Origin of the sequence: Aeromonas media, assembly GCF_000819985.1 — a bacterium.
Taxonomy (GTDB): Bacteria; Pseudomonadota; Gammaproteobacteria; order Enterobacterales; family Aeromonadaceae; genus Aeromonas; species Aeromonas media.
In genome coordinates this window covers 1-12,170 of record NZ_CDBZ01000030.1, presented here as the reverse complement: position 1 = coordinate 12,170, position 12,170 = coordinate 1, and the positions used below count along the sequence as shown (strand labels likewise).

At 50.1% G+C, this 12,170-nt stretch carries 12 protein-coding genes and 4 pseudogenes; 12 read left to right on the top strand and 4 right to left on the bottom strand.

Annotation, left to right across the window (positions count from 1 at the left end; translation table 11 throughout):
* Window positions 1-336: 336 nt before the first annotated feature.
* Window positions 337-690, bottom strand: a complete 354-nt coding sequence (locus BN1127_RS21980; RefSeq protein WP_231557426.1) for a hypothetical protein — start codon at window positions 688-690, stop codon at window positions 337-339.
* Window positions 691-772: 82 nt separating this feature from the next.
* Between BN1127_RS21980 and BN1127_RS02565 the strand changes: the two genes are divergently transcribed.
* Window positions 773-2,263, top strand: a complete 1,491-nt coding sequence (locus BN1127_RS02565) for a SulP family inorganic anion transporter (RefSeq protein WP_042648364.1) — start codon at window positions 773-775, stop codon at window positions 2,261-2,263.
* Between the two features lie 19 nt (window positions 2,264-2,282).
* On the top strand, window positions 2,283-3,128 hold the full coding sequence (locus tag BN1127_RS02560) for a universal stress protein (protein WP_042648363.1): 846 nt from the start codon (window positions 2,283-2,285) through the stop codon (window positions 3,126-3,128).
* 61 nt (window positions 3,129-3,189) lie between these two features.
* Here the strand turns inward: BN1127_RS02560 and BN1127_RS02550 are convergent.
* Window positions 3,190-4,055 (bottom strand): annotated as a pseudogene (locus BN1127_RS02550) (IS630 family transposase).
* Between BN1127_RS02550 and BN1127_RS02545 the strand changes: the two are divergent.
* Window positions 4,011-4,424, top strand: a pseudogene (locus BN1127_RS02545) (transposase); the annotation flags it as partial. The pseudogenes BN1127_RS02550 and BN1127_RS02545 overlap by 45 nt on opposite strands.
* A gap of 245 nt (window positions 4,425-4,669) precedes the next feature.
* On the opposite strand, the pseudogene BN1127_RS02540 reads toward BN1127_RS02545, so the two are convergent.
* Both BN1127_RS02540 and BN1127_RS21050 read right to left on the bottom strand, forming a co-directional pair.
* Window positions 4,670-4,948 (bottom strand): annotated as a pseudogene (locus BN1127_RS02540) (IS5/IS1182 family transposase); the annotation flags it as partial.
* An 89-nt stretch (window positions 4,949-5,037) separates the two neighbouring features.
* Window positions 5,038-5,217, bottom strand: a pseudogene (locus BN1127_RS21050) (IS4 family transposase); the annotation flags it as partial.
* 314 nt (window positions 5,218-5,531) lie between these two features.
* Between BN1127_RS21050 and BN1127_RS02535 the strand changes: the two are divergent.
* The 9 genes from BN1127_RS02535 (at window position 5,532) to BN1127_RS02500 (ending at window position 12,073) form a co-directional block, all read left to right on the top strand.
* Window positions 5,532-5,852 carry a DUF134 domain-containing protein gene (locus BN1127_RS02535; RefSeq protein WP_042648361.1) on the top strand — a complete coding sequence of 107 codons (321 nt, stop codon included), beginning with the start codon at window positions 5,532-5,534 and terminating at the stop codon, window positions 5,850-5,852.
* Window positions 5,827-6,348, top strand: a complete 522-nt coding sequence (locus tag BN1127_RS21045) for a NifB/NifX family molybdenum-iron cluster-binding protein (protein WP_082029939.1) — start codon at window positions 5,827-5,829, stop codon at window positions 6,346-6,348. Before BN1127_RS02535 ends, BN1127_RS21045 begins: the two co-directional genes overlap by 26 nt.
* Window positions 6,349-6,656: 308 nt before the next feature.
* Complete coding sequence (locus BN1127_RS02530; protein ID WP_042648360.1) at window positions 6,657-7,640, top strand: SLAC1 anion channel family protein; 984 nt, start codon at window positions 6,657-6,659, stop codon at window positions 7,638-7,640.
* A 34-nt stretch (window positions 7,641-7,674) separates the two neighbouring features.
* A complete protein-coding gene (locus BN1127_RS02525; RefSeq protein ID WP_042648359.1) occupies window positions 7,675-9,384 on the top strand; it encodes an FAD-dependent oxidoreductase in 1,710 nt (569 codons plus the stop codon).
* 29 nt (window positions 9,385-9,413) lie between these two features.
* Window positions 9,414-9,755 (top strand): carboxymuconolactone decarboxylase family protein, encoded by a 342-nt coding sequence (locus BN1127_RS02520; protein WP_042648358.1) that lies wholly within the window; start codon window positions 9,414-9,416, stop codon window positions 9,753-9,755.
* A 53-nt stretch (window positions 9,756-9,808) separates the two neighbouring features.
* Window positions 9,809-10,276, top strand: a complete 468-nt coding sequence (locus BN1127_RS02515; protein ID WP_042648357.1) for a PaaI family thioesterase — start codon at window positions 9,809-9,811, stop codon at window positions 10,274-10,276.
* On the top strand, window positions 10,266-11,144 hold the full coding sequence (locus BN1127_RS02510) for an MBL fold metallo-hydrolase (RefSeq protein WP_048824607.1): 879 nt from the start codon (window positions 10,266-10,268) through the stop codon (window positions 11,142-11,144). Before BN1127_RS02515 ends, BN1127_RS02510 begins: the two co-directional genes overlap by 11 nt.
* A complete protein-coding gene (gene dsbB / locus BN1127_RS02505; RefSeq protein WP_042648356.1) occupies window positions 11,141-11,674 on the top strand; it encodes a disulfide bond formation protein DsbB in 534 nt (177 codons plus the stop codon). Before BN1127_RS02510 ends, dsbB begins: the two co-directional genes overlap by 4 nt.
* A 75-nt stretch (window positions 11,675-11,749) precedes the next feature.
* Window positions 11,750-12,073 (top strand): rhodanese-like domain-containing protein, encoded by a 324-nt coding sequence (locus BN1127_RS02500; protein WP_042648355.1) that lies wholly within the window; start codon window positions 11,750-11,752, stop codon window positions 12,071-12,073.
* Window positions 12,074-12,170 lie beyond the last annotated feature (97 nt).

Genomic DNA, 12,170 nt, shown 5'->3' with positions numbered 1-12,170 from the left:
ATTCGGAACAGCTATTTAGCATCAAAAAAAGAAAATTTATTGTTGTTGATTTTCCCCACAAGAAAGCCTAGACAATGGGAGATGTGGAAAGATGCAACGGTGGCGTGAATTTCCACCAAACAGAATTATTTTCAAACTTTTTCACATCCCCCCACTTGAAAAATTCGGAAAACTGTCCATTTACTAATTATGAGAGCTATAAATTAATTTTTTCCATTTCAACATTCCGCTGCTGCGCAGCGAAGAGAAACCAGTTTTACTACCCCCCCCATAAGCTATTTTTTTAAATAAATGAAATTTAAAGAGCACTGATAAATTAAAGTTCCTTAACTTAGCTTAAGACATCAATGCTCCATCACTCAGTAATAAATTAGATTCATATAAACAGAAAACAGAAAACAGAAAACAGAAAACAGAAAACAGAAAACAGAAAACAGAAAACAGAAATGTAACCTCAGTTAAGATGTGGTTATATTCGCCCTGTAGGGCGGAAAATTTAAAAGGTGTTTTTGCTAGGCACGATAACCCTACCTGTGCAAGCGCTTCTCTGTTAACATCCGCAGCCCATGAACAAGTCGCATACTGGCGTGACTGTAACGCCGCCTTAACCCCTCCCTCTGCGGCTCCTGCCGCTTGACTCTGGTTGTCACAACCGGAGCGTTTTTTTACACCCATTAGATCCCAGTACAACAATCTGATCCTGCCCGAACTCCATCTGACCCCCAAGTCGATGGATGCGCTATGGATCCTGAACAAGCGAGAAAATCCCCCCATGCTGGAACGTGCAAGACAAGAGTGGTTCTCCAACATCCGTGGAGACCTGTTAGCCGGAATCGTGGTGGCCTTGGCGCTGATCCCAGAAGCCATCGCCTTCTCCATCATCGCTGGAGTAGACCCCAAGGTCGGCCTATATGCCTCCTTCTGCATCGCAGTGGTCATCGCTTTTGTCGGCGGTCGTCCAGGCATGATCTCGGCAGCCACAGGCGCTATGGCGCTCTTGATGGTGACCCTGGTCAAAGAGCACGGCCTGCAATATCTGCTGGCAGCAACTCTGCTCACTGGGGTACTCCAGATCGCGGCTGGTTACTTGAAGCTCGGCAGCCTGATGCGGTTTGTCTCCCGTTCCGTGGTCACCGGCTTCGTCAATGCGTTGGCGATCCTCATCTTTATGGCCCAGCTACCAGAGCTTACCAACGTCACCTGGCAGGTCTACGCCATGACGGCGGCGGGCCTTGGCATCATCTATTTGTTCCCGCTTATTCCGGTGGTGGGCAAGCTAGTGCCTTCTCCGCTGCTCTGCATCGTGATCCTGACGGCAGTCGCCATCACCATGGGCATCGATATCCGCACTGTTGGCGATATGGGCGAGCTACCCGATACTCTGCCCATCTTCCTGTGGCCCGAAGTGCCGCTCAATCTGGAGACGCTGGCGATTATCTTCCCCTACTCTGCGGGCCTAGCCGTGGTTGGTCTGCTCGAATCCATGATGACGGCAGCCATTGTCGATGACCTGACGGATACCAGCAGCGACCGCAATCGCGAGTGCAAGGGCCAGGGGATCGCGAATATCGGCGCGGGCCTGATGGGTGGCATGGCGGGCTGCGCCATGATTGGTCAGTCCATCATCAACATCAAATCCGGTGGCCGTGGCCGCCTCTCCACCTTTGTCGCTGGCACCCTGCTCATCCTGATGGTGGTCTTCATGGATGAGTGGATCCGCCAGATCCCCATGGCAGCCCTGGTAGCCGTGATGATCATGGTCTCTATCGGGACGTTTTCCTGGGAGTCGGTTCGTAATCTCAAGAAGCACCCGCTCTCCACTAATATCGTGATGATCGCAACAGTGGCAGTGGTCGTCGCTACCCATAACCTGGCGCTCGGGGTATTTGTCGGGGTACTGCTCGCCTCCTTGTTCTTTGCCAACAAGGTTGCTCGCTTCATGCTGGTCAAGAGTGACAGTGAGCGTCATGGCGAGGTACGCACCTATCAGGTTCGGGGCCAGGTGTTTTTCGCCAGTGCCGAACAGTTTTTTGCCGGATTTGATTTCAAGGAAGTGGTAGAAAAAGTGGTGATCGACCTCACCCACGCCCACTTCTGGGATATCACCGCTGTCACCGTACTGGACAAGGTGGTCATCAAGTTCCGCCGTGAGGGCACAGACGTTGAGCTGATTGGCTTGAACGAGGCGAGTACCACTATCGTTGACCGCTTTGGCGTTCACGATAAACCGGAAGAAGTTGAAAAGCTGCTGGCTGGACACTGATCACAAGAAGGAATTTACCATGACAAACATTTTTGCCTGTATCGATGGTTCACCTGCCATGACAGCTGTGTGTGATGCTGCGGCATGGGCCGCAGCCAACACTGGGTTACCTGTCACTCTACTGCACGTATTGGAAAAAAATGAGTTTGAAGGACAAGCCGATCTCTCCGGCAATATCGGCCTGGGCAGCCGCGAGCATTTGCTCAAGGAGCTCGCCGAGCTGGATCACCAACGCAGCCGTCTCGCCCATGAACAGGGGCGCATTCTGCTGGACAGTGGCAAGGAATATCTGGCTGGTTTGGGGGTGTCAGGGGTCGAGGCCCTGCAACGCCACGGCCAGTTGGTCGAGACGACCCTGGAACTCTCATCCGGTATGCGGATGTTGATCATGGGCAAGCAGGGCACCGCCCATGCCCACGCACTGATTGGCAGCAATATCGAGAACGTCATCCGTACCTTGGCTAATCCCATCATGGTAGTGCAGCCGGGCTTTCAGGCCCCAAGCCGCTTCCTGTTTGCCTATGACGCCAGCCCGACCACCAAGAAGGTGCTGGAATTGATCGCAAGCAGTCCTCTGCTCAAGGGGCTGGAGTGTGACTTGGTGATGGTCGGCGAACCGAGTGATGAGCACGAGCGCCAGCTGGCACAAGCCAAACAGTTGTTGAAGAGTGCGGGTATCAGGGTTGAAGCAATGCTGCTGCAAGGAGAGGTGGTGCCAGTGATTTGTCAGCATGCCACCGATGCGGGCTGTGAGCTTATCGTGATGGGGGCTTACGGTCACTCTCGGATCAGGCAGTTCATTGTGGGAAGTACGACAACAGGTATTTTGAAAAAGACTAATGCTTCTTTAATGTTGCTCAGGTGATAATTCTGCTGTGGGGGGATGGAACTATCCTCCCCACTATGAGTGTTGGTGTTATGGGACGTCACCCAATCACCCGAGCCAGCAGGTTAGCCATCCCTCTACATTGATGATTGCGCGTGATAGTTTCATGCAACTTGTGCCACAGCCGTTCGATGTGATTAACCCAAGGACTGTAAACTGGCTGGAATACCAAGCAAAACTTGGGGTTCTGCTTCAACCATCGATCGGTCTGTTGGCTTTTGTGAATGATGTAGTTATCGAGGATAAGCGTGATGGTTTTGGCTCGTCGGTAGTGGCGACGCAGCTTTTCCAGCATAGCGATAAACAGGGATGAGTTTTTCTTTATCCCACTGACCTAAAGCACTCTTCCGTTGCCTGCATGGAGAACGCCTGCCTGGTAATGTTTCGCGTTCTGTCCCGGTGTGACAACCCGCTTTTGCTGCGATCTGAACATCCAGTCGGCCCCTAATTTGGGATTGAGATCTATATCGACTTCATCCTCATAAAACACCGGATTATCGGCATCACAGCGGGCCTGCGCCAAACAATGCCCATACGAGGTAACCATCGGCGGAGCGTGGAGGCTGCCATATTGAGGCCTGTTAACTGATTGATTTTGATAGCCAATAGTTCGGTACACCAGCGGCTGTGCTGATAACCAAAATCTTGCGGAGAAAACTGCATGAGCAGCACCAGTAAGGTGACAATCTTGGCGACAGGTAAGATCGGGGCACGGCCAGCCGGTAAGGCGATAAACATCAGTGATCGTGCGTCCTTCATGTAACAGCAAGATGGCCATCAAGCGACGAGCATGCCTTTATCACGCGTGGCATGGATGATTTTGTGAATGCGGCGCCGTTGTAGTCGTGGCAGGGGTGGTTGATCACCGCGAGTGCCTTGTTCGCCTCCGTCGGAGACGCAAAAAATTTTAAGAATGGCAGACAGTTGGCGGCGTGGTTGGGACTGGTACCACGCCAACATTCCAGCGGTGGCAAGCAAACATTGCTGGGGATCAGCAAACGCGGCGACAGCTATCTGCGCACCCTGCTGATCCATGGCGCTCGGGCTGTACTCCGGGTAGCGGAGCGCAAGGCGTAGCACGCAAACAGTTGGTTAGCCGGGGTGATGGGGCGGCGCAATCATAACGTTGCCGCCGTGGCGCTCGCCAACAAGAATGCCCGCATAGTCTGGGCATTGCTTGCTCAGGAAAGAGAATATGAAGCTAATTATGGCGTGGTAGCCAGACCAACAAGTGTCCCGAGACACCAACTGCGTAGCGACTCTAATAGTAACTGATACCGATAAGAACAACCGATTGCACAGGCAATCATGACGTGATGGCGAGACAGGTCAGACCGTGATGGGGAAAACCCGTGGACTACAGGGCTTTGTAAGAGCGAACAGCTGATAGAGGTCCCCATCAGCGAATTCCATCAGGGATAGAGGCAGTAGCCTCGATCAAAATCCGGATCTATGGCTGCAATCTCCACCTGACTCACTTTCATCGATTGAGGGCTTGGCAAACCGGGGCGACCATCTATGTAGTCCGGGGCACACAGCGGCACATTCATCAGCTCGAACAGGGAGTCGAGTAGCCCCTGAGTGGCTCGCAGCGTGAGGCTGAAAATCCCTTTGAGCATCAGAAAGGTACAGATGCTCTGGTCGGTGTAGAGCTGGCTGCGTCCCCGTTTTCCGTGATGGTCTTGGTGAAACCAGTTATCCATGGCCACGGCATCAACCCAGAAAGTGAGAAAGCCACGGTTGATCAGAGACCTGTTGTATTGAGGCCAATTGTTGATGGGGTGAAGCGCTTTACCCATGATGCAGACTTGAGGGGGATGGTGGTGATCAGATCACTGGGTTTTCAATTAGTTCCATTCAAGCTGTATCGATTTAGGAAACAACACCGTTTGTAGGAAACCTGATGCGCGTTTACCAGTTGCAAGGCATTGAAATGACGGTGTAAACCGGCAATGTCATTGACCTGGTCGCCCCCATGGCCAGCAGCAGTGCAGAGTCGAGCAATGCGCTCGAGTGCGGCGGGAGCCAGGAGTTGCTCCAGATAGTGATTAGCATTGATAATGGTCATAGGCTTCGCGCGTGTTGATTTTGTTTGGCGATAAAATCAGATCACAAACGATGCCTTTTTTATATCTATTTCAATTGGTTGCAGCTAAAGACCCTGTACATGAAACTTCATTATGATAGGCCTGACTTTATCGGCAGATCGTGAATGCCTTTTGATGAATCAAGTTAACCATATGAAGTTTATGGTTAACTTGTAACAAGTGGTGAAACAACCGTGCTTTTAACAGATTAGGCAGATCCCTGCATTTCCGTAATCAATTATTGCATATGCCATATACGAGGTGTATATATAGCATATGCCAATAAGGAGCCCCTATGGCTAGACCCAAGATCCCACGCAACATCTGCGGCCGCCCAGCAGATAGTTGCTTCAAGCCGAATGCTCGCCCCATGAGTCAATTGGAACAAGTGCGCTTGAAAGATGATGAATTTGAAGCCTTGCGATTGGTTGATTTACTCGGCATGCAGCAGCAAGAAGCGGCAGTAGAAATGGGGGTTTCCCGGCAGACACTCGCCAATGTCCTGAAAGCAGCTCGTTTCAAGGTTGTGGACTGTTTGACTCAGGGCAAGGCGCTCATGATGCACCTTGAGGACGAAGGAGATACAAAACATGATCACTGCCATTCCAATGAATGATGATCGGGTCGCAAGCCATTTCACCAAAGCTGATTGCCTGGTGTTTCTGGATGAACGAGGCGTTGAAATAAATCGCATTGATAACCCTGCACTGGCAGCCAATTGTGCAGGAAAACAGGAAATGGTCGATCTGTTGGCGGAACAACAGGTTAACCGAGTCGTGGTGCGCAATATTGGCGAACAGATGTTAGGTAAGTTGTTAGCTCGACAGTTTGCCGTCTACCAGACTAACTGCGGGCGTCGTTTAGCCAGCGACCTGGGTAATCCAGTCGCCAGCGGGTTGGTGCAACTCAATCAGGCCAGCCAAGGTCGTCAATCCTTGAATCACGAGACGAAGAAGAAGTCAGGAGGTTGCGGTTGCGGGCACGAAGGACACGAGGGGAGCGAATCAGCGGGACATTGTTGCCAGTCGAGTGAACAACATCACCCCAAAAAAGCAAACTGCCGTCAGGGACAAGTGCAAGGTCGAGGCCATGGGCGTTGCTGTCACTCCTAAGTGGATATCGTTGAGTTTCGGTAACGAACAACAATAACGGTAATAAAACTGGCTTTATTGTCATCAGGCGATTCTGACAAAAATAGTGAACTTGACTGTATATCTACTCGATATACAGTCAGGACTTTTATTGCCCGAATAAAAATTTGATGTCGAATATTAACAGTTTTTCTAGTTTTAATCGCCGGATAATCAAAAGCTTATGCATGCTTATATCGTCATGATGATGCTTTGTGGTGAAAGAATCATTGCATTAGAGATATCTAATGTAGTAATTTCGAATCACCTCCCTAATTGTGGTGACTAAAATGAATCCAAATGAAATATTGAATGAGTCAGGCCAGGATACACCAAGAATTGAATATTTCCCTGTTTCTTTCTTTTCCGTAATCATGGGGTTATCTGGTTTTACATTGGCATGGAAAGGTGCTGATAATCTGTTTTTTCATAATTCTACAATATGGCTGTGTTTGGCTTATGTCACATCAATTAGCATGGCAGTCATTTCTATTATTTATGCTATCAAAATATGGCGCTATCCGGGGGCTGTCCTTGAGGAAGTTAGGCATCCAGTCCGTATAAACTTCTTCCCCGCATTTTCTATTAGCCTGCTGTTGCTGTCAGTCGTCTGGCAACAGGAAATTATGGTTGCAACCACCTTGTGGGGGATAGGCTCCGCCTTGCAAATTGCGCTCACCTTATATGTGATGAGCAGCTGGATACACCATACTCATTACACATTATCACATGCGAACCCAAGTTGGTTTATTCCTGTGGTAGGTAATATTATTGTTCCCATTACGGGCAGCCAATTGGGTTATACCGAGTTGAGCTGGTTTTGTTTCAGCATCGGGATCGTTTTTTGGATCGTATTACTCACGATCATTATGTACCGACTGTTCTTTCATGAGCCTTTACCTGCTCGTATGACCCCCATGTTGTTTATTCTTTTGGCCCCACCCTCTGTAGGATTTATTTCCTATATCGGCATGGTGGGTGAGCTAGACGTTTTTGCGCGGATTATTTATTACATGGCGCTGTTTCTAGGCCTGTTGCTTGCGATGAATATATTTAGATTTCTCAAAGTGCCATTTTTCATCTCTTCCTGGGCCTATTCCTTCCCTTTAGCAGCTTTAACTATTGCCACCATGAAAATGACGCATTTGACATCATATATATTTTTCCAAGCGTTATCGGGCGTGCTGTTGTTTTTATTGACTGTTTTATTGTCCTGGTTGGTAGTCCGCACCATAAAAGCTGTATTTGATGCTGAATTGTGTCGACCTGAATAAAAGTTGTTAATTGATCGTACCGTAAGGAATTTTTATGACGAAGATTGTAATTGTCGGTGGTGTCGCCGGTGGGGCATCAGCCGCTGCACGAGCAAGAAGAGTGGCAGAAGATGCTGAAATCATAGTTCTCGAGCGTGGGGAGTTTGTTTCTTTTGCCAACTGTGGTTTGCCGTACCATATCAGTGGTGAAATAGAGTCACGGGATGCCTTGCTACTTCAAACGCCTGATAGTTTTAAAAACAGATTCAATGTCGATGTTCGTGTATTTAATGACGTTATAGACATTGATGCCAAGAATAAAACCGTAACGGTTCGGCAGACGTTGACGGGGGAAACCTATCAGGAGTCGTATGATAAGTTGTTATTAAGCCCTGGCGCGTCACCGATCAAACCGCCAATACCGGGCATTAATAGTCATCATGTTTACAGTCTGCGCAATATACCGGATATGGATAAGATCCTGGTCGCACTGGCCGCAGAGAAGCCTAAGCACGCCACTGTTGTCGGGGGTGGTTTTATTGGGTTGGAGATGGTTGAAGCACTGCACCATAGAGGGATTGACGTAACCCTTTTGGAGCTCTCCGATCAAGTTATGGCTCCGGTTGATCGTGAAATGGCCAATATGTTACACCGGCATATGTGTGAAAAAGGCATCGATTTGCGTCTTAAAACCGGTTTGGCGGCCATTTCAGTGGCTGACTTCCATCCTGCCGAGCCTGAAGCGACCGCTGTATATGACAAACCCGTCACACATACCCATGATCTGGATTTGATGCTGAGTTCCGGCGATATGTTGCAAACAGGCATGGTCATCCTTGCCATTGGGGTAAAACCTGAAACGACACTGGCCGCAAAAGCTGGTCTGGAATTAGGTGCTCTGGGCGGTATCAAGGTAAATAGCGCCATGCAAACGTCTGAACCGGATATTTATGCGGTTGGCGATGTGGTGGAGACGGAGAATTTCGTTACCGGCGATGCGGCACTGGTGCCGTTGGCAGGGCCCGCTAATCGGCAAGGACGTATTGCTGCGGACAATATGCTCGGTCGCGATGAACATTATCGCCGGACACAAGGCACAGCGATCTGCAAATTGTTTGACATGGCCATTGGCAGTACAGGCTTGAATGAAAAAACACTCAAGCGCTTGAATATGACCTATGAAAAGATTTACGTGCATGCTGCTAGCCACGCCAGTTACTACCCCGGTGCTCACCCAGTGACCTTGAAATTACTGTTTGATCCAAGGGATGGCCAGATCCTAGGGGCCCAGGCTGCTGGTTTGGATGGTATCGACAAACGAATTGATGTTTTAGCTGTTGCACAACGTGCCCGCATGACCGTTCAGCAGTTGGCAGACCTGGAACTGACGTATGCGCCCCCTTTTGGCTCTGCGCGAGATGTGGTGAACCAGGCAGGCATGGTCGCCAGTAATGTGATGAATGGTGATGAGGCGATTTGTCACACCGAAGAACTACTGCTGGGAGCTTCCGATCAAGTTGTGCTGGATGTTCGAAATCCGCCAGAGCTGGAGGTATCAGGCTCCTTTCCGAATGCGTTGAATATTCCACTCGATGAGTTACGGGATCGCTTATATACGCTGCCCGTCGATAAAGAAATTTTGGTGGCTTGCCAAGTCGGTTTGCGCGGACATGTTGCCTATCGCATGTTGGTACAAAACGGGTTTCAAGCCCGCAATCTGACTGGGGGCTATAAGACCTATCAGATGGTTATCGATTCGTTTTGACCTGCAACAACAACTAGTCGAGGTACTTTATGGCTAAGAACTACACAGAGATTAATCAGGAACAACGTCAATTCGGATCGGCTTATCGCAAGGCCAGTCCAGATACCATGAATGCATTTTTAGCTTTGCATAAAGCAGCGATGTACGAAGGTGAACTCAGCATTAAATATAAAGAGTTAATGGCAACGGCAATTGCGATTGCTTCCCGCTGTGATGGGTGCATCGCGGCCCATGTGGCAGCAGCGCTGAAGGCTGGGGCGAGTAAGCAGGAACTGGTTGAAACCATTGATGTTGCCATCCTGATGGGCGGCGGTCCTGCGGTGATCTATGGCACACAGGCGCTGGCAGCCGTAGACGAGTTAGCCAGTTAATTGATGATCCGATGCGGCAGTCTGGTTATCGGCCTGCCGCTAAGAAGGAATGGATGACACCCTATCTCAATGCCAAACAAAGTCATGCTCACTGTATGGTTTGTGGCTCCCGTGACAACAATCAGGATTCCTTGGAACTAGCGTTCTCGCAACAACTGGATGGCTCCGTTCGAGCTCCTTTTCTGGTGAGCCCGAAACATCAGGGCTACACCGGACTGTTGCACGGTGGCATGACCAGCACCTTACTCGATGCTGCGATGACACACTGTTTATTCACGCAGGGAATAAAGGCGCTGACTGCGGAGTTGACGGTTCGATTCGTGGCACCGATCTGCGTGGGTCAGACTATTACGATCTGTGCCCAGCTACTTGGGCAGCGGCGGGGCATCTATCAGCTCGAAGCATGGCTACTCTCTGGGTTGCATATTGCCGGACAGTGCATCGCCGGAGAGCAGCGCCTGGCTCGTGCCTCTGCCAAGTTTATCGCACCACCTGATGGGAGTATGGCCCATGATTGCTGAAATCCAGATCACGGTGCTTTGTGACAATCATGGTCAAGGTGAGTTACAGACTGAACATGGCTTTGCGCTCTGGTTGCATTCACCCGAGCTGAACTTGCTGTTTGATACCGGCTCGGGTCAAACACTGCTTGCCAATGCCGAGCGGCTAGACATCCAGTTAAACGACTGTAAGATGGTGGTGCTCAGTCATGGCCACTATGATCATTCCGGTGGCTTGGACACACTCTGGCAGATGGGTGTCCAGTGTCCGGTCATGGCCCATCCGAGTGTGATTTTGCCGCGTTATAGTCGTCACCCCCACAAGCCGGTACGTAGTATTGGAATGCCAACGTCAGTGGTGACTCAGTTATGGGATCTCCCGCCCCAGATGCGTCTGTGGGCTATGACGGCACAAATGCTGACACCCTATTGGGGAACCAGTGGTGAGATCCCGCGTCAGGACCCCCTCGAAGATGTCGGTGGCCCCTTTTTCCTCGATGCCGAAGGATTTGCTCACGACAATATCGAAGATGACTTGGCCTTATGGCTGAATACCCCACTAGGCTTGGTGATCGTGTTGGGGTGCTGTCATTCTGGACTCATCAATACGATTACGCATATCCGTAAAGTGACCGGAATTGACAAAGTCGCGGGGATCATCGGCGGCTTGCATCTGTTGTATGCGGGTGAACCGCGTCTGGCCCATACCCTGGATTTTTTGCGGCAGTGTCAGCTTGATTTCCTGAGGCCAGGGCACTGCACCGGGGATGCGGTGATCGAGCGCTTACAACAGCAGTTACCCGAGGTCGATGTGCAATTGCTGCATGTTGGCGCACGTTACGATATTGAGGTACAGCCCGCCACATCCCAAGAGGCGCTTTCATTATGATTGCCTATCTGCAAGGGATCTCCCGTCAGCGTGCATCCTGGATCTTGTTGCTGGCCTCTGCTGTTTTGCTAGAACTCGGTGCCATGGGCTTTCAACATGGACTCGGATTATCTCCCTGTGTGATGTGTATTTATGAGCGAATAGCCACCATGGGACTGGTAGCTGCCGCGTTGATTGCTCTGATCAATCCGAAACAGCGAGTGTTTCGTTGGCTGGGGATCCTGATCTGGGGCTACAGTGCATTCCGAGGGTTTCAGCTTTCGTTACGGCATATTGATTATATGGTAAATCCTTCCCCTTTTAATACCTGTAGTGTATTTCCTGATTTTCCAGCCTGGTTGCCACTTGATTCGTGGGCTCCTTGGTTTTTTGCTGCCTATGCCGATTGTGTCGAACGGCAGTGGTCATTTCTCGGCTGGGAGTTGCCTCAGTGGTTGGTGCCGATCTTTGCGCTGTATTTGATGACTTGGCTGGTGATCCTGATTGCAAATTTGGCGCAGAAGGGGCGCTTTGGCACCTGTGTTGAATAAATGGCCAGAGCGTGAGCGACACGGAATATTCCATTGCATTGATACCAAAATCTATAGGAAATAAAGGAGGTATATATGTGGATACGTACCTGGTTACTGATCGGCGCTTTGTTGAGTAGCCTGAATGTGTCGGCCAAAGAGTGGTTGATTGATGTGCGGACCGCTGAGGAATACTCGGCTGAACATGTGCCTGGGGCAACCCATATCGACTATCAGCAGGTAGTGCCGGAAGTGACCAAACTGGGGATCAGCAAGCAAGAGCCAATTCAGCTTTATTGTCGCTCGGGTCGTCGAGCTGAGATTGCGCGACAAGCGTTGATTCAACACGGTTTTCAACTGGTAACCAACTTGGGGTCTGTGGCAGCTGCACAAACAAAGGCGCAAGGTCGTAAAAAGTAATAAATAAATGTGGTGCCACAACCAAAACTCATTACCAAACGAGCCTGTAAATAATTCTGTGTAACTGCCCACGCCATTACGGGAATTCAGATAATAA

What these genes read in the sequence shown, in the direction of transcription:
- dsbB (WP_042648356.1), top strand. Translation starts at nt 11,141, where the DNA reads ATGATTGCCTATCTGCAAGGGATCTCCCGTCAGCGTGCATCCTGGATC.
- BN1127_RS02565 (WP_042648364.1), top strand. Translation starts at nt 773, where the DNA reads ATGCTGGAACGTGCAAGACAAGAGTGGTTCTCCAACATCCGTGGAGAC.
- BN1127_RS02520 (WP_042648358.1), top strand. Translation starts at nt 9,414, where the DNA reads ATGGCTAAGAACTACACAGAGATTAATCAGGAACAACGTCAATTCGGA.
- BN1127_RS02530 (WP_042648360.1), top strand. Translation starts at nt 6,657, where the DNA reads ATGAATCCAAATGAAATATTGAATGAGTCAGGCCAGGATACACCAAGA.
- BN1127_RS02515 (WP_042648357.1), top strand. Translation starts at nt 9,809, where the DNA reads ATGACACCCTATCTCAATGCCAAACAAAGTCATGCTCACTGTATGGTT.
- BN1127_RS02525 (WP_042648359.1), top strand. Translation starts at nt 7,675, where the DNA reads ATGACGAAGATTGTAATTGTCGGTGGTGTCGCCGGTGGGGCATCAGCC.
- BN1127_RS02535 (WP_042648361.1), top strand. Translation starts at nt 5,532, where the DNA reads ATGGCTAGACCCAAGATCCCACGCAACATCTGCGGCCGCCCAGCAGAT.
- BN1127_RS02560 (WP_042648363.1), top strand. Translation starts at nt 2,283, where the DNA reads ATGACAAACATTTTTGCCTGTATCGATGGTTCACCTGCCATGACAGCT.
- BN1127_RS21045 (WP_082029939.1), top strand. Translation starts at nt 5,827, where the DNA reads ATGATCACTGCCATTCCAATGAATGATGATCGGGTCGCAAGCCATTTC.
- BN1127_RS02510 (WP_048824607.1), top strand. Translation starts at nt 10,266, where the DNA reads ATGATTGCTGAAATCCAGATCACGGTGCTTTGTGACAATCATGGTCAA.
- BN1127_RS02500 (WP_042648355.1), top strand. Translation starts at nt 11,750, where the DNA reads ATGTGGATACGTACCTGGTTACTGATCGGCGCTTTGTTGAGTAGCCTG.